Below are 18768 nucleotides of genomic sequence, written 5' to 3' on the forward strand. Positions count from 1 at the left end.
CGTGAGGGGTTTGGGATTGTCACCGGGTGGCCTTCGAGATCGCGGACGGGGGCTCCGCGTCGGCGTTCCGGCCGTTGCGCCTGCGCAGGAGCGCCCATGCGCCCAGAGCCAGGCCGCCGAACGGGATCTCGATAGTGTAAGTCCAGAAGCCGAAAAGCAATGCGCTCGCGGTCGCGGGAGCGACTCCCACGCCGAAGCCCTCGGTGAGCAGGAGCACCACCCCGCCCTCCATGATCCCCGCGCCGCTCGGCGTGAGCAGGACGCTGGTGAGCACGCGTGACAGGGCGAAGACGGCGATCGACTGGGCCAGCCCCGGCCAGGCGCCGGTGGCATGCAGGCACACCGCCATGATCGACCACTGGAAGCCGAGGAAGAACACCATGCCCAGCGACAGCCCCGGCCACCTGCTCCTGACCACCCCGGCGGTGTCGGCGCGCAGCTTGTGGAACGCCTCGGAGGCGTGGATCTTCAGCCGCAGCAGGCGGGCGATGCCGTCGAGCGCGCGGCCGAGCACGGTGGCGGCGCGGTCCCAGTAGAGGGCGACGGCCACGATCGTGCAGAGCACGAGGATGGAGATGGCCCCCGTCCAGCCCGCCCCGGCGATCTGCGGGGTGGCCGCCTTCCCCGCGATCAGCAGCGCGACGATCCCGACGGCCGGCAGGATGAACCTGAACAACGTGTTCCAGATGCCGCTGACCAGCGCCATGACCACGATCGACCGGTTGGCGAAACCCCAGCCCCTGGTCATCGCGAACGACACCGCCACCCCCACCGCCCCGCCGAACGGCAGCAGGTTGCTCACCGCGCTGCCCGCCGCGTTGAGTGTGAGGCCCTGCAGGTTGTTGAGTCCGGGCAGGGAGTTGGTCAGCACGAACGTGTAGGCCAGCAGGCTCAGCAGCCACAACGCGGCCATCAGCGCGATCTCGCCGCCGCTGAGCGTGCCGAACACCCTGCCGATCTCGGCCCAGGAGACGGGCTTGCCGGTGAGCGTGCGCACGATCTGCGGCAGGTAGACCACGAGCAGCACGGCCAGCCCGAGCGAGAGCACGGAGAGGGTGATCTGGAGCCACTTGTTCTTCATCGGGGTCCAGTCTGCCGGGTTATGGCCGGGGCCTCGTCGTTCTGCGGGATTACTTGGGCCACCGGTCGAAGGGATGAGTCAGGCGGGTGCCTGGGGGAAGGTCGCGGCGGACGTACCATTCGGTGCCGAAGACCAGGCGGTAGAGAGGGCGGGGGACCTTGAGCATGACGGCGAGCGTGCGGTCGCTGTCGCCGCCGCTGGCCTGGGAGGCGTGCGCGGCCATGGACGCTCGCTTCTGTTTCGCATATTTCCGGACATTGACCCGGTGGGTGATCGTCTCGCTCGACGAGTACGCGCTCTCGAACGTCCGTACGTCGAACTCCGGCGGGAACTTGTAGAACCGGCCCGCCAGCCGCAGCAGCCGGACCAGCGGATCGCGGTTGACCGTCGCCTCCAGGACGATCTCCGTGCCCGCGATCTTCGCCGCCCGCTTGCCCACCCGGTGCACCTGCACGTGGTCGGGATGCCCGTAGCCGCCGGCCGGATCGTAGATCGCCAGCAGGTCGGCGTCCTCCTCCTGCAGGATCGCGGCCAGTGCCTTGGCCGCCTTCTCGGAGTCGGCGTCGATGAAGGCGTTGTCGGGCCGCTCCTCCGCGATGCCGCCCTTGGGCCGCAGCCCCGAGTCGCCGTAGCCGAGGCACTCGACGCGGGCGCAGCCCAGCAGCGCGGCCGACGTGTAGAGCTCCTTCAGCCTGGTCTCGCCGAGCGCCTCGCCCGGCTCCATCTCGGCCAGGCCGCGCTCGCCCGCGGTGGCCACCACGAGCACCACCCGGTGCCCCTCGGCCGCGAGCATCGCCATGGTGCCCGCCGTCAGCAGGGCCTCGTCGTCGGGATGGGCATGGAAGAACACAGCGGTACGTGGAGGCACACGCCCAGATTAGTCTGGGAGGGGTGCGGATCTTTCACGTGAGTGACTGTTACCTGCCGCGACTCGGGGGGATCGAGGTCCAGGTGGCCGATCTCGTGCGGATGCAGCGGGAGGCCGGCCACGAGGTGTCGGTGGCCACGGCGACCGGGGGCGAGGAGTTGCCCGGCGTGCACAGGATCGTCGCCAGGATGCCGTTCGACCTGCCGGTGCACCCGTTCGGGGTCGGGCATCTCACGCGCCGGATCACCGCCACCCGTCCCGATGTGGTGCACGTGCACACGGGGGCGGTCTCGCCGTTCGCCTGGATGGGCGTGCGGGCCGCGACGCGGGCGGGAGTGCCCTGCGTGGTGACCGTGCACAGCATGTGGGACCCGGTCACGGGGGCGCTCTACCGGTTGTTGCGGCTGGTGTTCGGCTGGCAGGGGTGGGGGCTGGTGGCCACCACGGTCAGCAACGCCGCCGCGGTCCCCATCCGCGCGGTGGCGGGGCCGGAGGTGCCCGTGCGGGTGGTCTCCAACGGCCTCGACCTGTCGGGCTGGGCGCCGCCTCCTGGGACTCCCGACCGGCGCGCCGAGGTGCACATCGTCGCGGTGGGGCGGCTGGCGCCGCGCAAGCAGCCCGTGCGCCTGCTGAGGCTGCTCCAGACGGCCCGGGCGCGGGTGCCCGCCCGGATCCCCATGCGGGCCACGATCGTCGGCGACGGTCCCGCTCGCGGGCAGATGGAACGTTTTCTCGCCCGGCACGGCATGACCGACTGGGTTTCGCTGCCGGGCCGCTTCACGAGAGAGCAGATCGCCAAGGTGCTGGAGACGGCCGACGTGTTCGTGGCGCCCGCGCCGCGCGAGTCGTTCGGCATCGCGGCGCTGGAGGCGCGGGCGGCGGGGGCGCCCGTCGTGGCCAGGGCGCAGAGCGGGGTCGCCGACTTCGTCAAGCACGGCACCGAGGGGCTGCTCGGCCGCACGCTCGGCGACCTGTCCCGCGCGGTGGCCCGGCTGTGCGTGGACGCGGGGCTGCGCGAGTCGATCGCCGCGCACAACCGGTCGACGCCGCCGGCCGCGGGCTCCTGGCCCACGGTCCTCGGCGGGTTCGCGGGGGCCTACGAGGAGGCGCTTCAGTCGCGGCGCAGCACCACGTAGCCGTCGCGTTCGAAGACCTTCGCGTAACCGTTGGCCTGCAGGTCGTCGACCGCGGCGAGCTGCTCGTCCGCGGAGCCGAAGGGGAAGTCCCAGCGCGCGGTGTCGGCCACCACCCACGGCGCGCCGTGCGACTGCGCCGTCCACAGCAGGACGGTGGTCCTGGAGGTCAGGGCGGGGCCGACGGAGTTGACGGCCTCGACGGTGACCCCGGAGGGCACCTTGCTGACAGCCTCGGCGGCGGCCGCCGCCTTGGGCTCGTGGTAGAAGGCCGGATGGTAGAGCTGGTCGATCGCGAATCTGGGGACCAGCGTGAGCGCGACCACGCAGGCCGCCGCCGACCAGGCCAGCTTGAGCGAGGCGTCGTGCGAGCGCTTGGTCCAGCGCAGCAGTCTCGCCAGCCCGTCCACGCCCGCGCAGAAGAGGATCACGACGGTGAAGGCGCTGTACTGGAAGTCGGCCTGCCACCACTGGGCGCGGTCGGACAACATGCGTTCGAGCACCTGCGGCAGCGCCGCCAGCGACAGCGGTGAGAGCAGGCACAACAACAACGTCGGCCAGACCAGCAGGAACAACGTGTCGACCTTGGCCTCCTCGCTGAACGGCAGCAGCAGGGCGGCGAAGGGATCGCGCATGATCCCCAGGACCGCGCCGGGAATCTCGTCCCCGAGATGCCCGTAGGCCCAGTAGTCCTTGGCGTCGCCGCCGAAGACCGAGCTCACCAGGCCGCGGACGAGCAGCACGGTGCCGAGTCCGAACGTCACGCAGAGCACGCCGCGCCACCGGTCGCCGATGACGATCAGGCACAACCCCACGCCGATCACCATGAGCCCCATGTCCTCCTTGACCAGGAGGAGGGCGAGCATCGCCAGTAACGCGGCCCGGTTGCGCCCCGCGTGGTAGCGCTCGATCATGATCGCGGTGAGCACGGGGACGAACATGACCTCGTGCGCGTCGAACGCGACCGCCTGCGCCACCGGCCACGACAGCGCGTACGCCACGGAGACCAGGTAGGCGGGCACGACGCCCAGCACGCGCCTGGCGAAGCGCCACAGGAACGGGATCGCGGCGGCGAACAGCACCGCCTGCGCCACGATCAGCGTCCCGGGCCCGTCGTGGATCCAGTAGAACGGCGCCAGCAGCGCGTAGATGGGCGAGAAGTGGTCGGCGAGCTGGAGGTAGTCCATGCCCCGCCCGGAGAACGTGCCGCGCACCGGGATGTACGGCAGGCGGAAGGCGGCGTAGTTGCGCACCGCCTGGTCCACGATCACCAGGTCGAACGTGGTCGCCCGGTAGGTGGCCAGCTTGACCAGGCCGAGCACGGAATAGGCCACCGCGGCGAGGAGCGCGATCGCGCCCACCCGCACACGGTGGCCGGAGAACCTGATCCTCCATGGGGAGCCGGCGGTGGTCGCCCCCGGACGCGCCGTCAGCGTGTCACCCGTCACGGGCAGCAAGAGTAGAACGATTCCGCCCGAACATGGCGCGGCCGCCGCACCAGCCTGCCCCCCACAGGTGGAGCGGCGACCGCGGGCCTCATCAGGAGCAGGCGGAAGTGATCTTGGTGGAGAAGCCCTGCATCTTGCCGGTGAACTCGGAGACGCCGGCCAGGTCGCCCTTCTGCATGGTCTCGAACCCGGAGGCGAGGTCGTTCAGCGCGGCGGCCACGTCACCGTCGTACTTGCCTGCGAGCTCCTTGGTCTTGTCCGCCGCGGTCTTCGACGCATCCCCGATGGCGTCCGTGTCCGTGGCGTTCTTGGTGACCGTGGAACTCCAGTCAGTCATGATCTTGCTGGCCTCGGTGGCGGCGCTGTTGCAGTCGACAGCCTGGCCGAGAGCACCACAGGCGGTGGTGAGAACGGCAAGGGTCAGCGTCGCGGCCGCGACGGCCAAGCGACGACGAGGGGGTGTCATTTTCCGTGCCCTTCGTAGGTTTAGCGAACGAAGGGAACATTATGGGCCCCTACTTGACCGTCACTTGCACCCCACTAACACCATGAGTATCAAGCGGGCGTAAAGCCGTGCAGGAGGACCTGCACGATTTCCTCCGGCTCGGGCAGTGGAAGATCCAGGAGCCCCCGGTAGGCGACGAACCCGGCGAACATATCGGTGAGCAGCCATAGGTCCGCATTCGGGGGCAATTCGCCGCGTTCGATGGCACGCTCGTACACCACCCATGACCGTTCCATCCGGGTGCGCATCCCGGTGCGGATGATCTCGGCGACCGCCGGGTCCCGTCCGGCCTCGCCGTACACCTGCTTGGCCATGCGCGCCACGTCGGCGCGCTGCCAGAGGGCGAGGGTGTCCGAGACGACCACGCGCAGGTCGCCTTCGAGGGAGCCGGTGTCGGGGATGGCGACGTGCGTGTTCATGAAGCCGGCGAGGGTTTCGAGCAGCATGTCGCGCTTGGTGGCGTAGCGGCGGAACACGCTCGCCCTGCCCACGCCGGCCGCCGCGGCGACGTCGTCCATGGTGAAGTCGAGGCCGTGGCTGAGCACCAGCCCGGTCGCGGCCTGCCTGATGCGGTGGTCGACCGTGGGGTCGGGCTTGCGGCCGCGCACAGACATTGTGATACTCCTAGTATCTGATATCGCGAGTCTCAAAAACAGGGATTGCTTATGAGGGTAATCGTCGTGGGCGCGGGAGTCGCGGGGCTCGCCCTGGCGCGCGGTCTGATCAACGCGGGACACGAGGCCGAGGTGTACGAGGAGGCCCCGGAGCTGCGCACGGCGGGCGGCTCCGTCACGCTCTGGCCGGGCAGCACGGCCATATTGGACGAGCTCGAGGCCGACTGTTCGACGGTCGGCCGCCGGCTGGAGACCCTGGAGTCCTGGGCCCCGGACGGGCGCGGGCTGCTCACCATGAACCTGACCGCGGCCGAGCGCCGCTACGGCCATCCCGTCGTGCACGTGGCCCGCGCTGAGCTGGTCGAGTTGCTCGCCGACGGGGTGCCGGTGACCTATGGCGTCCCCGCCGAGCGCGTGGTGCCCGAGCGGGCCGAGCTGCGCCTGGCCGACGGCCGCACGGTACGCGGCGACGTGCTCGTGGGCGCGGACGGCCGCCGTTCCGTGGTGCGCGAGGCCCTGTGGGGCAAGGATCCGGCCGAGCTGAGCGGCTGGGTCACCTGGCAGGGGTTCACCACCATCCCTACCGCGCTGACCGGGCTGCGCAGGGCCGTGATGATCCCCGGCCGGCAGGGGCTCTGCGGGCTGATCCCGGCGGGCGGGGGGGCGGTTGTTGTGGTGGTTCGACGTCAGGTCCGCGCCCGGCAGGCCCTTCTGGGACGACGATCCCGACGTGCTGGAGCGGCTGCGGGAGCGGTTCGGCGGCTGGGCGCAGCCGGTGCCGGGCATCCTGGAGACGATCACGGAGCTGGACTTCTTCCCGCATCACCGGCAGTCCATCCCGGCGGTCTGGGGCAGGGGGCCGACCACGCTGGCCGGGGACTCGGCGCACACCATGCCGCCCACCATGGCCCAGGGCGCCAACCAGGCGCTGGAGGACGCCTGGCTGCTCGCGCGCTCGCTCGGTGACCTGCGCGCCTATGAGCGGGCGCGGTCCAAGGTCGTCCGCAGGCCCGCCCGGCTGGCCGCCACCGAGGGCACCAACAGCTGGCAGCGCCCGACCGCGGGGCTGCTCCCCGACGGATTGGTGACCAGGCTCTATACGGCGTGGTTGCGCCGGGCCAGCAACTACCTCTTGACAGCCTCGTGAAGGTCGCCTGACGATGTCGCATATAGAGCAACTCGGTGCGTAATACGCAACAAGGGGTGTCGGTTGACCACCACGTCGAGCTTGATCTCCACGCTTCCCGGCCGCGCCTACACCGACCCCAAGGTGTTCGAGGACGAGCAGGCCAAGATCTTCGAGAGCCTCTGGTTCTGCGCGGTCAGGGCCGAGGACCTGCCCAAGCCGGGCGCGTTCAGGACGGTCCAGGTGGGCGGGGAGAGCGTGATCGTCGTACGCGGCCGCGACGACCGGCTGCGCGCCTTCCTCAACGTGTGCAGGCACCGCGGCGCCCGGTTGTGCCTGGAGGAGCAGGGAGAGGTGAAGCGGACGATCAGGTGTGCCTATCACGCCTGGTCCTACGACCTCGACGGCCGCCTCGCCGCCGCCCCCAACCTGGTGAAGATGCCGGACGTCGACCGCGTGGAACACGGCCTGGTCCCCGTGCACCTGCGCGAATGGCTGGGGTACGCGTGGGTGTGCCTGGCCGACGAACCACCCTCGTTCGAGGAGACGGTGACGTACGCGGCCACCGAACGGCTCGGCGACCCCGCCGCCATCGAGCGCTACCACGTGGACAAGCTCACCCTCGGCCGCAGGATCGTCTACGACGTCAGGGCCAACTGGAAGCTCATCGTCGAGAACTTCATGGAGTGCTACCACTGCGCCACCATCCACCCCGAGCTGACCGCCGTGCTGCCGGAGTTCGCGAGCGGCTACGCGGCCCAGTACTACGTGGGCCACGGCGCCGAGTTCGCCGAGCGGGCCGAGGGGTTCACCGTGGACGGCAGCGCGGGCTTCGGCAAGCTGCCCGACGTGTCCCAGGACCAGGACCGGCGTTACTACGCGATCACCGTGAAGCCGCAGGTGTTCGTCAACCTGGTGCCCGACCACGTGATCCTGCACCGGATGTTCCCGATGGCCGCCGACCGGACGGTCGTCGAATGCGACTGGCTCTACCACCCCGACGTGGTCGCCTCCGGGGCGGACGTGTCGTCGTCGGTCGAGCTGTTCCACCGGGTCAACGAGCAGGACTTCGACGCCTGCGAGCGGACCCAGCCCGGCATGTCGTCACGGGCGTACCGGGACGGCGGGGTGCTCGTGCCCAGCGAGCACCACATCTCGATCTTCCATCAGTGGGTGAACCAGCGCTTGCGCGGATAGCGCACCGTGAGCCCGCCGTACTTCGTCCGGCCGCTGACCACCACGTAGAGGGCACCGGGGCGGGGCCTGCTCGGCACGTCGCCCGTCGCGGCGTGGCCCCAGTCGCTCTGGAACGCGTCCACGTTCGCCACCCCGCCCTCTGGCAGGATGATCTTGGCGGAGCCGTAGGTGAGGTCGAGCTCGATGTCCACGACCGGGTGGATGACGACGGCTTCCGAGAGGTCGAGCTCGACGCTGCCGTACTTGGAGGTCACCCGCAGCCGCCGCGGCACCGCCCAGTCGCCGGAGCGCTTGAGGTGGCCGTTCTTCGACTCCAGCTCGATCACGTCGCTGACGGGCGGCTGCTCGTCGGGCAGATCGGTGATCAGGCCGAGCAGGTCGCCGTACGTCTTCGCGGTCAGGGCTATCTCGAGGCGGTCTTCGAGCTCCAGGTGGGTGAGACGGCCCTCGCTGAATGCGCGCTGCAGTCGTTGCGCGGTGCGCTCCCGGTCCTCGTCGGAGACCCGCATCTGCAATTCCGACATGTCCCGAGCATAGGTTCGTGACGCTCAGAACGGGAGACGTCGGCCAGATGGGGTGCGCAGATCGAGGGGACGCAGCCGGCGTTCCCTGCGAAGGCGGTGGACGACCTGGACTCTCTTCACATCAGGTTAGGTACCCAACGCTTTGCCATGAAGTCATCATCGTTGGGTAGCGTGAGATTCTCATGTTGGCCGAGCCGTTCTCGCATCCAGCGCTCTTCTACCGGAGTGACCGGGAATACGTGGCTGCCATCACGGCTTTCGTGCGCGAGGGGCTGGCCGCCGGCGAGCCGGTCGCGGTCGCCGTTCCCGCCGGAAATCTCGCCATGATCGAGGCCGCGCTGGGCGGGGAGGCCAAGGCGGTGCTGCTGCTCGACATGGGGGAGGCCGGGCGCAACCCGGGGCGGATCATCCCCGCCGTGCTGCGCGACTTCGCCGACCGGCATCCCGGCCGGCACGTGCGGATCATCGGCGAGCCGATCTGGCCGGGCCGCAGCGCGGCGGAATATCCCGCGTGCGCGCAGCACGAGGCGCTGATCAACCTGTCGTTCGCGGGCCGGCACGTCACGATCCTGTGCCCGTATGACGCCGTGCGCCTGGCGCCCGAGGTGATCAAGGAGGCCGCGCGCACCCATCCCGTGCTGCGCGACGGCACGGGGGAGTGGCGCAGCGCCGACTACGCGCCCGAGCTGGTGGTCGACGGGTACAACCGGCCGCTGGAGGAGCCGGGGGAGTTCGTCTCGCTGCGCTTCGACCGTACCAACCTGTCGGCGGCGCGCGCCCTGGCCGCGCGGCGGGCCGCCGAGATGGGCTTCGGCAAGGACCGGCTCGACGACATCCGGCTGACGGTGGCCGAACTCGGCGCCAACAGCCTCGACCACGGCGGCGGCTCGGGCGTGATCCGGGTCTGGGCCGCGGACGGGCGGCTGGTGTGCGAGGTCAGCGACACGGGCCACATCACCGACCCGCTGGTCGGCCGCAGGCCCGTGGACCCGCGCGACGCGGGCTCGCGCGGGCTGCTCATCGTCAATCTCCTCAGCGATCTCGTACGCGTCCACACCCGGGCCGGCGCGACCGCCATCCGCGTCTACTTCGACGCCCCCTGACGCGGGAGTCAGCGCTCGATCTCCGACATGCTGGGATAGCGGGTGCCGCGCACGGCGTCCGCGGGCACGGCCGCCACCAGCGCGTCGAGCTGCTCGGCGGTCAGCGTGATGTCCGCGGCGGCGGCGTTCTCCTCCAGGTACGTCAGCCGCTTCGTGCCCGGGATCGGCACCACGTCGTCGCCCTGCGCCAGCAGCCACGCCAGCGAGATCTGCGCCGCGGTGACCCCGGCCGCGTCGGCGATCTTCCTCACCTCGGCCGCCAGCGCCGCGTTGTGCGCGGCGTTCTCGCCCGAGTTGCGCGGGAACCACTTGCGGAAGTCATCGTCGGGAAGCTGGTCGGCGGGTGGCAGCGTGCCGGTCAGGAAGCCGCGGCTGATCGGCGAGTACGCCACCAGCCCGACACCCAGATCCCTGGCCGCCGGCAGGATCTCCGCCTCCAGGCCCCTGGTGAACAACGAGTATTCGCTCTGCAGGGCGGCGATCGCATGCACGGAGGCCGCCGCGCGCAGCGTCTTCGCGCTCACCTCCGACAGGCCGAGGTGGCCTACCTTGCCCTCCTTGACCAGCTCGGCCATGGCGCCGACCGACTCCTCGATCGGGACCTCGGGGTTGCGGCGGTGCATGTAGTAGAGGTCGATGTGGTCGATGCCGAGGCGCAGCAGGGAGGCGTCACAGGCAGCCCTGATGTACTCCGGGCTGTTCTCGATCGAGCGGGAGGCGCCCTCGCGCTTGACGCCGAACTTGGTGGCCAGCACGACCTCGTCACGCCGGTCCCTGATGGCACGGCCGACGAGCTCCTCGTTGGCTCCCTTGCCGTACATGTCGGCTGTGTCCAGAAAATTCATGCCAAGGTCGAGGGCGCGGTGAATGACGGCTATCGACTCTTTCTCGTCGCCTTGGCCGTAGAACTCGGACATGCCCATGCAGCCCAGGCCCAGCGCCGAGACCTGGGGGCCGCCGTTTCCGAGAGTGCGCCTGTTCATGCCTGTCCCCTGTAACTGTCGATCTTGTGGTCCAGCACCTTCAGGTCCTGGGTGAGCTCCGCGATCCTGGACCTCACGCGCTCGCGGTGCAGCTCCAGCATCTCCCTGCGCTCGTCGGCGGTGTGGCCGCCCATGCGCCGCAGCTCCGTGTACCGGCACATGTCGGCGATCGGCATGCCCGTCGTCCGCAGCTTGGTGAGGAACTCCAGCCACTGGAGGTCCTGCTCGGCGTAGTCCCGGTGGCCGCTGCTGTTGCGGCCCACCGACTGGATCAGCCCGATACGCTCGTAATAGCGCAGCGTGTGAGCGGTCAGGCCGGACCGTTGCGCGGCCTCCTGGATCGTCATGCATCCAGATTCGCCCTTAGAGTGCGCTCTAAGTCAAATCGGGGGTGGCGGACCCCGTACCCACCCTGAGGGGGCGAGCCCTACCCAGGGTCGCCTTCGCACAGGTCAGGTGAGGTCCTCAGGGGAAGGTCCGACCAAGGTATTAAGGGATCCTTCAGGGCCGGTTCGGGTCCATCTCCGATACTCCGCGAAGCCGCTTTCCACCACTTTTGTAGGCATGAGGAGATTGCTTGTCAGTGGATTCGCGGCCATCGGCACCGGGACCGGCGCCATGCTCACGCTGCACGCCGAGGCGGGTCTCGACCCGATGCACAGCGTCATCAGCGAGTACGCCTTCCAGGCGTCCGGCTGGCTGCTGCCCGCCTCGCTGACGTTGTTCGCGGTGGGTTCCGCGCTGATCGCCGAGGCGCTGCGCCGGGCCGGGATGAGCCGCTGGGTCGTCGCGCTGCTGCTGGCGTGGGGGGCGAGCATGTTCCTGATCGGCGCCTTTCCCACCGACCGGCCCGGCGTGCCACTGTCGATGTCGGGCGGCATCCACCGCTACGCCGCCTTCGCGGCCTTCCTGGTGATGCCCGTGGCGGGACTGCTGCTGGCCAAGGCCCGGATCCGGTACGCCAAGACGGTGCGGATCCTCAGCGGGCTGGCCCTCGGGGCGTTGCTGCTGGTCGTGGTCCCGTACGTGGTGCGGATGTTCGGCATCCCGCTCACCAACGACGACATCCCGGCCGGGTTGACCCAGCGGGTCGTGGTGGTGACGGAGCTGGGGGTGCTGGCGCTGGCCGGGCTGTCGATGCTCAGGCCGTCGGCCCGGCGCTCGCAGGGCGTCTCGCCGATCATGGCGTAGCCCTTTATGCATGCCGGGCGTGAAACGGGCTGCTCAGGAAAGAGGAAGTGCCCGACGCCTCGACTTGGGAGTGACTGGAATGACGATTCTGATCGCGTACGACGGTTCTGATGACGCCAAGGAGGCGATCTCCTTCGCGGGCAGGATCCTGCCAGGGCAGCGCGCCGTCGTGCTGACCGTGTGGGAGCGGCTGGCGATGGCCGCGGCCAGGGCTTCGGCCGGGCTCATGATGGCGTCCGACGAGACCGGCGCGGGGGACGCGGCGATCGGGGAGGCGATGACCGAGCTCGCCCAGCGCGGCGCGAACCTGGCCCGCCAGGCCGGGCTGGACGCGACCCCGCGCTGCGACGTGGACTCGGTGGCGGTCTGGGCGACGATCGTGGACGTGGCCGACGAGATCGACGCCGAGCTCATCGTGACCGGCACGCGGGGGCTCGGCGGGGTGCGTTCGCTGCTGCTCGGGAGCACGTCCAACCGCGTGCTGCACCACGCCCGCCGGCCGGTGCTGGTGGTGCCCGCCCCGGAGGAAAGCACTTGATCGCCGGCGGACTCCGGCGGCTACTATGAGGACATGACGACCTGCCTGGTGATGATGGCCCCCTGAGGGGTTTCACCGGCGACGTCTTGTTGAGGCCCTGCGAACCGGGGCCTCTCGTCGTGTCCGGGGCCCCTTGGAGGCATCCGATGTACATCACGACGACCATCCCCTACGTCAACGCCCGGCCGCACCTCGGGCACGCTCTGGAGCTCGTCCAAGGCGACGTGCTGGCCAGGCATCACCGGCGGCGGGGCGAGCCCGTGCGGTTCCAGACGGGGACCGACGACAACTCGCTGAAGAACGTGCTGGCCGCCGAGGCGGAGGGCGTGCCGGTGCGGGAGCTGGTGGACCGGAACGCGGCCGCGTTCGAGGGGCTTCGGCGACCGCTAGATCTGTCTTTCGACGCATTTATCCGTACGAGTAGTCATCCGGGGCATCGGGCGGGGGTCGAGCGGATCTGGGCGGCCACTGAGCACGACCTCTACCAGCGGCACTACGAAGGGCTTTATTGCGTGGGCTGCGAGCAGTTCTACCCGGAAGGGCCCTGTCCCGATGGGCACGAGGCGCCGTTGCAACGGGTGTCCGAGGAGAACTGGTTCTTCCGGTTGTCCCGCTATCAGGATGCGCTGCTGGAGCTGATCCGCGGCGGGCGGCTCAGGATCGAGCCCGCGGCGCGGCGGAACGAGGTGCTGGCGTTCGTCGAGGCGGGGCTGGACGACATCAGCATCTCGCGGTCCGCCGCCCGCGCCCGCGGCTGGGGCATTCCGGTGCCGGGGGATCCCGGCCAGGTGGTGTACGTGTGGTGGGACGCGCTGGCCAACTACGTCACCGCGCTCGAAGGCGACGACTACCGGCGATGGTGGGTGGCCGAGGGGCGCAAGGTCCATCTGGTGGGTAAGGGCGTGATCCGGTTCCACGCGGTGTACTGGCCGGCGATGCTGCTGTCCGCCGGGAAGCCGCTGCCCACCGGGATCTTCGTGCACGACTACCTCACGGTGGGCGGTCGCAAGATCAGCAAGTCGTCTGGCGACGCCGCCGATCCCGCGGCGCTCGTGGACGCGTACGGGGTCGATGCCGTGCGGTGGTGGCTGCTGCGCGAGGTGCCGCGGGTGGGCGACGCCGACTTCACCGCGGAACGGCTGATCGGCAGGGCGGACGAGGACCTGGCCAACGGGCTGGGGAACCTGGTCAACCGGGTCGTCACCATGGTTCACCGGTTCCTGGACGGCCACGTTCCCCCTGCCGGGGAGCCGCTCGTCGAGGTGTCGGGGGCGGTGCACGAGGCGTTGGCGGAGTTCGACTTCCGGCGGGCGGCGGTGGCGGTGTGGGCGATCGTCGAGGAGGCCAACAAGTACGTCGAAAGGACTCGGCCGTGGCGGCAGACCCGGGCCGACCAGGAGGTGTCGCTGGGCACGCTGGTGCACGCGTGCCGGGAACTGGCCGGACAACTGGAGCCTTTCCTGCCGACGGCGGCGGCGCGGGTGGCCGCGGCGGTGAGCGGGGAGCGGCTGCCGTCGCCCGAGCCGCTGTTCCGCCGCCTCGCCGGTTCGAGTGGCGCTGGTTGACGGAGGTCGTGCGGGAGCCTACGTTGGCGCGAACAGACCAGTCGGTATGGAGGCGCTCATGCCCACCGTCAACACCCTCCGCGGACCCCTGGACGTCGACGAACTCGGACAGACGCTGATGCATGAGCACATCTTCGTCGTGGCCACCGAGCACCTGGACAACTACGGCAAAGGTGCTTGGTGGGACGAGGAGTTCCGGGTGGCGGACGCGGTCACCAAGCTCAACGCGGTGGCCGCGAAGGGCGTGCGGACGATCGTCGACCCGACCGTGTGGGGGCTGGGCCGCTACATCCCGCGCATCCAGCGCATCGCCGAGCAGGTGCCCGGCCTGCACATCGTCGTGGCCACCGGCATCTACTCCTTCGAGGAGCTCCCGCACCAGTACGAGCACCGCGGCCCGGGCCTGTTCATCGACGGTCCTGACCCGATGATCGACGACTTCGTGCGCGACCTCACCGACGGCATCGCCGACACCGGGGTGAAGGCCGCGTTCCTCAAGTGCGTGGTCGAGGCGAAGGGCCTGACGCCCGGCGTCGAGCGCATCTGCCGGGCCGTCGCGCAGGCGCACGGGCGCACCGGGGCACCGATCACCGTGCACACCAACGCCTTCACCCGCAGCGGCCTGATCGCGCTGGACCTGTTCGCCAAGGAGGGGGTCGATCTGACGAAGGTGGTCGTCGGGCACGCGGGCGACAGCAACGACCTCGACTACCTCATGCGGCTGGCCGATACAGGAGCGATACTCGGAATGGACCGATTCGGTCTGGATGCGTACAATCCGACCGCGCAGCGCGTGGCCACGGTAGCGGCGCTCTGCCAGCGCGGATACGCCGATCGGATGGTCCTCAGCCACGACACCGCCTGCTTCATGGACTATTTCGGCGGTGCCTGGGACGAGGCCAGAAGCACGCTCGCGCCGAACTGGCGCTACGATCACATTCACGACGACGTCTTGGCCGCACTGCTGGACTCGGGTGTGACCGATGACCAGATTGAGCAGATGCTGGTGTTCAACCCGAAGCGCTACTTCTCGTAAAGTAGTGGAGATCGGGAGAGCAACGCACGGGTAGGTGGAGCTGGGTGACTTCGGAGCAGGCCTTGTCGATCAGCCTCGGACTCCAGGGACCCTGCGTCATCGCGCGGCTGACTGGGGACTTCGACTTCGGGTCCGCGGCGGAGGTTCGCGATCGCGTCACCAAGGCCCTCGATCTCACCCAGCCCCCGCTGCTCGTCATCGACATGCAGGCCGTCAGCGTCTGCGACTCCTCCGGCCTGTCCGTGCTGGTCTACCTGCACAAGGCGGTCACCGCCTCGGGCGGGCGGCTGTTGTTGTCCGGGCTGAACGGCAGGTGCAAGCACCTGTTCGCGATCACCGCGCTGGACAAGTTCTTCGACATCCGCAGCACGGCCGAGCTGGCCATCGCAGAACTCAACGAAGCCGGGAATTCGCCGCCGTTTACCGGGTAGTCCCCGTGCATGTCGGCCGAAGAGCCCGACCTGCTCGGCACGTACCTGGAGCAGATCGGAAAGACCCCCTTGCTCTCCGCCGCGGACGAAGTGGATCTCGCCCGGCGGATCGAGGCAGGCCTGTACGCGGGCCATCTGATCGAGCGTGACAGGGGCACGCCTGAGCTCGAAGACGTCGTACGCGACGGGCAGCGCGCCAAGGACCTGCTGATCAGGTCCAACCTCCGGCTGGTGGTCTCGGCCGCCAGGCGCTACTCCTTCCGCGGGTTGCCGCTGCTCGACATCATCCAGGAGGGCAACCTCGGACTGATCAGGGCGGTGGAGAAGTTCGACTACACGCGGGGTTTCAAGTTCTCGACGTACGGGATGTGGTGGATCCGGCAGGCCATCGAACGCGGCATCCACGACAAGAGCCGCACCGTACGGCTGCCGATCCACGTGGCGGAGGAGCTGTCACGGCTGATCAGGGTCGAGCGGCAACTGGCGGCCCAGCTCGGCGGCGAGCCGACGGACGCCCAGCTCGCCGTGGCGGCCGAGCGCACCCCCCAGCAGGTCGCCGCGTTACGGCGGCTGGGCCAGGAGATGGTCAGCCTGGACGTCCCGGTCGGCGAGTACGGCGAGGGCCGGATCGGCGACATGATCGCCGACGAGGAGGGGCCGCAGGTGCACGAGGTCACCGAGCGCCGCGCCATGAGCGCCGAGCTCCACCAGGTGGTCACGACGCTGCCGCCGCGCGAGGCGTTCGTCATCAGGCTCCGGTACGGCTTGGCCGGGCAGGAGGCCCAGACGTACACCGAGATAGCGGCACACCTCGGATTGACCCGGGAACGCATCCGCCAGCTGGAGAAACAGGCGCTGAAACGGCTCAGAGAGGGCGGCCCCTTACTGGCGTGGGCATCGTAGGCGCGACCCGATAAGCCCGACGTAAGCAGATAACCGTTTCGTATCGGATGTGCTTGGTGAAATGTTGGCATATCCGGATTCTTGATATGTGTCGATCAGGTACTGGTCGCTGCCTACAGGGGGAAGCGGCTGTCTTGTGCACAGGGGGCACATATGATCATGAGTCTTGCCGGCACGGTCTTAGTGGCGGCTGCCGCGACCACGCTCATGGCGGCGCCCGCCAGCGCGACGTCGTCCACGGCGAGCACGTCCACGGCGACGTCGGCCAAAGCCACCACCGCCAGGCCGCAACTGATCCGCACCAAGGTCTACTTCGGCAAGTGCGAGGACACCTGCCGCATCAAGGTCCGCATCACGAACATCTCGCGTAAGAACCTCTTCAACGTGAAGCTCAACGTCAGCCTCAAGATCGACGGCCGGAAGGCCGGATCGTGCTACGACTACGTCGGCAGCATCAGGGCGCGTAAGGTCCGCTGGGCAGGCTGCACCGTACGCACCGCCACGCTGGCACGCTTCTACAATCAAGCTCTGGACGGCGAGCGCCGCTTCGACCGGTATGCGAGCACGTACGTGTCCTACAGGTACTACAACTGAGTGACCGCCGGAGGCCGGCCGCTCCCCGGCCGGCCTCCCGGCTCACGATGTGACGAGGACCGCCAGTCCGATCAGCACCACGACCGGGACGAGCCACATCACGGCCTCGACAGCGAACTCCTTGTACATCGCGTAGGTCTCCTTCTCTGGGGGACGGCCAAACGTCTCTGCGCAGCATAGCCGCCCCCATCGGCTACTCCGTCCGCCCGGTGTCAGGCCGTGATCGCGCCGTCCGAGGCGGAGCCCACCGTGGCGACGTACTTCGCCAGCACCCCCCGCTCGACCACCCGCTCCGGCCGGCGCCAGGCGGCCAGGCGCGCGGCCAACTCCGGTTCGGGCACCAGCAGGTCCAGCGTTCCCGCCGCGCTGTCGATGATCACGGTGTCGCCGTCCTGGACCAGCGCGATCGGCCCGCCGTGGTACGCCTCCGGAGCCACGTGCCCGATCACCCGCCCGTGCGAGACCCCGCTGAAGCGCCCGTCGGTGACCAGCGCGACCGAGCTCCCGAGGCCCCGGCCGACGAGCGGACCGGTGATCGAGAGCATTTCGCGCATTCCGGGGCCGCCGGCCGGACCCTCGTAGCGGACCACGATGACGTCGCCGGGGACGATCCGCCCCTCGTCGATGGCGGCGAGACACTCGTTCTCCGAGTCGAACACCTTGGCCGGCCCTTCGTGCCGGAAGTCGTCCTTGCCGCCCAGCTTGAGCACGCACCCGTCGGGCGCGAGCGAGCCGCGCAGGATGGCCAGCGCGCCACGCGGCTTGAACGGCTTCGCCGCGCTCGCCACGACCTGCTGGCCCGGCGCCTCCTGGGCGTCGGCGGCGACGTCGGCGTACGTCCGGCCGTCCACCAGCGTGACGTCCTCGCGCAGCAGCCCGGCCTCCAGCAGGCGGCGGGCCACCAGCGACGTGCCGCCGGCCCGCCACAGGTCGGCGGCCGTGTGGTCGCCGCCGCTCGGCTTGAGCCCGGTGATGATCGGGACCTGGCGGCAGACCTCGCCGATCTCGTCGACGCGCAGCGGCAGCCCCGCCTCCCGGGCGATGGCCAGCAGGTGCAGGACGGCGTTGGTGGAGCCGCCCATGGCCGCGACCGAGACGATCGCGTTGTGCAGGGCGCCCTCGGTGAGCACCCGTGAGGGGCGGGCGTCGCGGGCGAGCGCGTCCATGGCGATCTCCCCGACGCGCCTGGCCGCCGCGTTCTTGGCCTCGGCCACGGCCGGAATGTCGCCGACGCCGAACGGCGCCAGGCCGAGGAAGTCGGCGACGCTGCCCATGGTGTTGGCGGTGTACTGGGCGGCGCAGGTGCCGGCGCCCGGACAGGCGTGCCTGGCCAGGTCGTCCAGGTCCGACTGGTCCAGGCGGCCGACAGCCCGCTCGCCGAGCGCCTCCCACATGTCCTGGATGGTGACGTCGCGCCCGCGCCACCGGCCCGGCATCATGCTGCCGCTGTAGAGGACGACGGAGGGCACGTCCAGCCGGGCAAGTGCCATGATCGCGGCTGGCACGGTCTTGTCGCAGCCCACGATGGCCACCAGGGCGTCGAACTCGTGCGCTCGCCCCATCAGCTCGATCGAGTCGGCGATGACCTCGCGGCTGATCAGTGAGGCGCGCATGCCGGGCGTGTTCATGGTGAGGTTGTCGGAGACCGCGATGGTGTTGAACTCCATCGGCGTCCCGCCCGCCGCGCGCACCCCCTCGGCCACGTGGGCGGCCAGCTCGCGGTGGGTGAGGTTGCACGGCATGGTGCCGGTCCAGGTGGTGGCGATGCCGACCGTCGGGCGGCGCATGTCCTCATCCGACATGCCCATGGCGTACAGGTGGGATCGGGCCGGTGCGCGGTCCGGGTCGTCGGCGATGCTCAAGAGCTTTCCTCCGGTGTACGGGTCCTGGCACCAATGATCCTGCGCCGCGTCCGGACGCCCGACTCC

The 18768-nt window shown here is 69.7% G+C and carries 20 protein-coding genes and 2 pseudogenes; 13 read left to right on the top strand and 9 right to left on the bottom strand.

The features are described 5' to 3' along the window. Positions 1 to 19: 19 nt before the first annotated feature. Complete coding sequence (locus ACFLIM_RS24825; RefSeq protein ID WP_393169263.1) at positions 20 to 1081, bottom strand: lysylphosphatidylglycerol synthase domain-containing protein; 1062 nt, start codon at positions 1079 to 1081, stop codon at positions 20 to 22. A 49-nt stretch (positions 1082 to 1130) separates the two neighbouring features. After that, positions 1131 to 1949, bottom strand: a complete 819-nt coding sequence (locus ACFLIM_RS24830; RefSeq protein ID WP_393169265.1) for a PIG-L deacetylase family protein — start codon at positions 1947 to 1949, stop codon at positions 1131 to 1133. A gap of 38 nt (positions 1950 to 1987) precedes the next feature. On the opposite strand from ACFLIM_RS24830, the gene ACFLIM_RS24835 reads away from it, so the two are divergent. After that, on the top strand, positions 1988 to 3085 hold the full coding sequence (locus tag ACFLIM_RS24835; protein ID WP_393169267.1) for a glycosyltransferase: 1098 nt from the start codon (positions 1988 to 1990) through the stop codon (positions 3083 to 3085). Here ACFLIM_RS24835 and ACFLIM_RS24840 read toward each other — a convergent pair. The 3 genes from ACFLIM_RS24840 to ACFLIM_RS24850 all read right to left on the bottom strand — a co-directional run bounded on the left by ACFLIM_RS24840 (position 3061) and on the right by ACFLIM_RS24850 (position 5649). Then, positions 3061 to 4530, bottom strand: coding sequence for a DUF2079 domain-containing protein (locus tag ACFLIM_RS24840; protein WP_393169269.1), 1470 nt, complete (start codon positions 4528 to 4530; stop codon positions 3061 to 3063). The genes ACFLIM_RS24835 and ACFLIM_RS24840 overlap by 25 nt on opposite strands. 91 nt (positions 4531 to 4621) lie before the next feature. After that, a complete protein-coding gene (locus ACFLIM_RS24845) occupies positions 4622 to 4996 on the bottom strand; it encodes a hypothetical protein (RefSeq protein ID WP_393169271.1) in 375 nt (124 codons plus the stop codon). Positions 4997 to 5085: 89 nt separating this feature from the next. Then, on the bottom strand, positions 5086 to 5649 hold the full coding sequence (locus ACFLIM_RS24850; RefSeq protein ID WP_393169273.1) for a TetR-like C-terminal domain-containing protein: 564 nt from the start codon (positions 5647 to 5649) through the stop codon (positions 5086 to 5088). Between the two features lie 51 nt (positions 5650 to 5700). Between ACFLIM_RS24850 and ACFLIM_RS24855 the strand changes: the two are divergent. The 4 genes and pseudogenes from ACFLIM_RS24855 to ACFLIM_RS24870 form a co-directional block, all read left to right on the top strand. Beyond that, a pseudogene (locus ACFLIM_RS24855) lies at positions 5701 to 6156 on the top strand (FAD-dependent oxidoreductase); the annotation flags it as partial. A 268-nt stretch (positions 6157 to 6424) separates the two neighbouring features. Continuing rightward, positions 6425 to 6553, top strand: a pseudogene (locus ACFLIM_RS24860) (FAD-dependent monooxygenase); the annotation flags it as partial. Next, complete coding sequence (locus ACFLIM_RS24865; protein ID WP_393169440.1) at positions 6554 to 6796, top strand: hypothetical protein; 243 nt, start codon at positions 6554 to 6556, stop codon at positions 6794 to 6796. Positions 6797 to 6859: 63 nt separating this feature from the next. Beyond that, entirely contained in the window at positions 6860 to 7972 is a 1113-nt protein-coding gene (locus ACFLIM_RS24870) for an aromatic ring-hydroxylating oxygenase subunit alpha (protein WP_393169275.1), read from the top strand. On the opposite strand, the gene ACFLIM_RS24875 is transcribed toward ACFLIM_RS24870, so the two are convergent. Beyond that, the gene (locus tag ACFLIM_RS24875; RefSeq protein ID WP_393169277.1) at positions 7942 to 8496 is read right to left on the bottom strand and encodes a DUF1707 SHOCT-like domain-containing protein; all 555 of its coding nucleotides are present in this window, start codon (positions 8494 to 8496) and stop codon (positions 7942 to 7944) included. The genes ACFLIM_RS24870 and ACFLIM_RS24875 overlap by 31 nt on opposite strands. A 182-nt stretch (positions 8497 to 8678) precedes the next feature. Between ACFLIM_RS24875 and ACFLIM_RS24880 the strand changes: the two genes are divergently transcribed. Beyond that, positions 8679 to 9599 carry an anti-sigma factor RsbA family regulatory protein gene (locus tag ACFLIM_RS24880; protein ID WP_393169279.1) on the top strand — a complete coding sequence of 307 codons (921 nt, stop codon included), beginning with the start codon at positions 8679 to 8681 and terminating at the stop codon, positions 9597 to 9599. A gap of 8 nt (positions 9600 to 9607) precedes the next feature. On the opposite strand, the gene ACFLIM_RS24885 is transcribed toward ACFLIM_RS24880, so the two are convergent. Continuing rightward, entirely contained in the window at positions 9608 to 10582 is a 975-nt protein-coding gene (locus ACFLIM_RS24885; protein ID WP_393169281.1) for an aldo/keto reductase, read from the bottom strand. Further along, positions 10579 to 10929, bottom strand: coding sequence for a MerR family transcriptional regulator (locus tag ACFLIM_RS24890; protein ID WP_393169283.1), 351 nt, complete (start codon positions 10927 to 10929; stop codon positions 10579 to 10581). Before ACFLIM_RS24890 ends, ACFLIM_RS24885 begins: the two co-directional genes overlap by 4 nt. A 217-nt stretch (positions 10930 to 11146) precedes the next feature. On the opposite strand from ACFLIM_RS24890, the gene ACFLIM_RS24895 reads away from it, so the two are divergent. The 7 genes from ACFLIM_RS24895 (at position 11147) to ACFLIM_RS24925 (ending at position 16840) form a co-directional block, all read left to right on the top strand. Beyond that, the gene (locus ACFLIM_RS24895) at positions 11147 to 11773 is read left to right on the top strand and encodes a DUF998 domain-containing protein (protein WP_393169285.1); all 627 of its coding nucleotides are present in this window, start codon (positions 11147 to 11149) and stop codon (positions 11771 to 11773) included. A gap of 79 nt (positions 11774 to 11852) precedes the next feature. Then, positions 11853 to 12311 (top strand): universal stress protein, encoded by a 459-nt coding sequence (locus ACFLIM_RS24900; protein WP_393169287.1) that lies wholly within the window; start codon positions 11853 to 11855, stop codon positions 12309 to 12311. 146 nt (positions 12312 to 12457) lie between these two features. Then, positions 12458 to 13876 (top strand): methionine--tRNA ligase, encoded by a 1419-nt coding sequence (locus ACFLIM_RS24905; RefSeq protein WP_393169289.1) that lies wholly within the window; start codon positions 12458 to 12460, stop codon positions 13874 to 13876. Positions 13877 to 13934: 58 nt separating this feature from the next. Beyond that, positions 13935 to 14912: a phosphotriesterase family protein gene (locus ACFLIM_RS24910; RefSeq protein ID WP_393169291.1), complete on the top strand. Its 978-nt coding sequence runs from the start codon at positions 13935 to 13937 to the stop codon at positions 14910 to 14912. A gap of 44 nt (positions 14913 to 14956) precedes the next feature. Beyond that, positions 14957 to 15343, top strand: a complete 387-nt coding sequence (locus tag ACFLIM_RS24915; RefSeq protein WP_169789150.1) for an STAS domain-containing protein — start codon at positions 14957 to 14959, stop codon at positions 15341 to 15343. A 9-nt stretch (positions 15344 to 15352) separates the two neighbouring features. Beyond that, complete coding sequence (locus ACFLIM_RS24920) at positions 15353 to 16246, top strand: sigma-70 family RNA polymerase sigma factor (RefSeq protein ID WP_393169293.1); 894 nt, start codon at positions 15353 to 15355, stop codon at positions 16244 to 16246. Positions 16247 to 16399: 153 nt separating this feature from the next. Then, positions 16400 to 16840, top strand: coding sequence for a hypothetical protein (locus tag ACFLIM_RS24925; protein ID WP_393169295.1), 441 nt, complete (start codon positions 16400 to 16402; stop codon positions 16838 to 16840). A gap of 212 nt (positions 16841 to 17052) precedes the next feature. Here ACFLIM_RS24925 and ilvD read toward each other — a convergent pair whose 3' ends face one another. Further along, entirely contained in the window at positions 17053 to 18702 is a 1650-nt protein-coding gene (gene ilvD, locus ACFLIM_RS24930; protein WP_393169297.1) for a dihydroxy-acid dehydratase, read from the bottom strand. Between the last annotated feature and the right edge of the window lie 66 nt (positions 18703 to 18768).

Source organism: Nonomuraea marmarensis, from assembly GCF_043197025.1.
Lineage (GTDB): Bacteria > Actinomycetota > Actinomycetes > Streptosporangiales > Streptosporangiaceae > Nonomuraea > Nonomuraea marmarensis.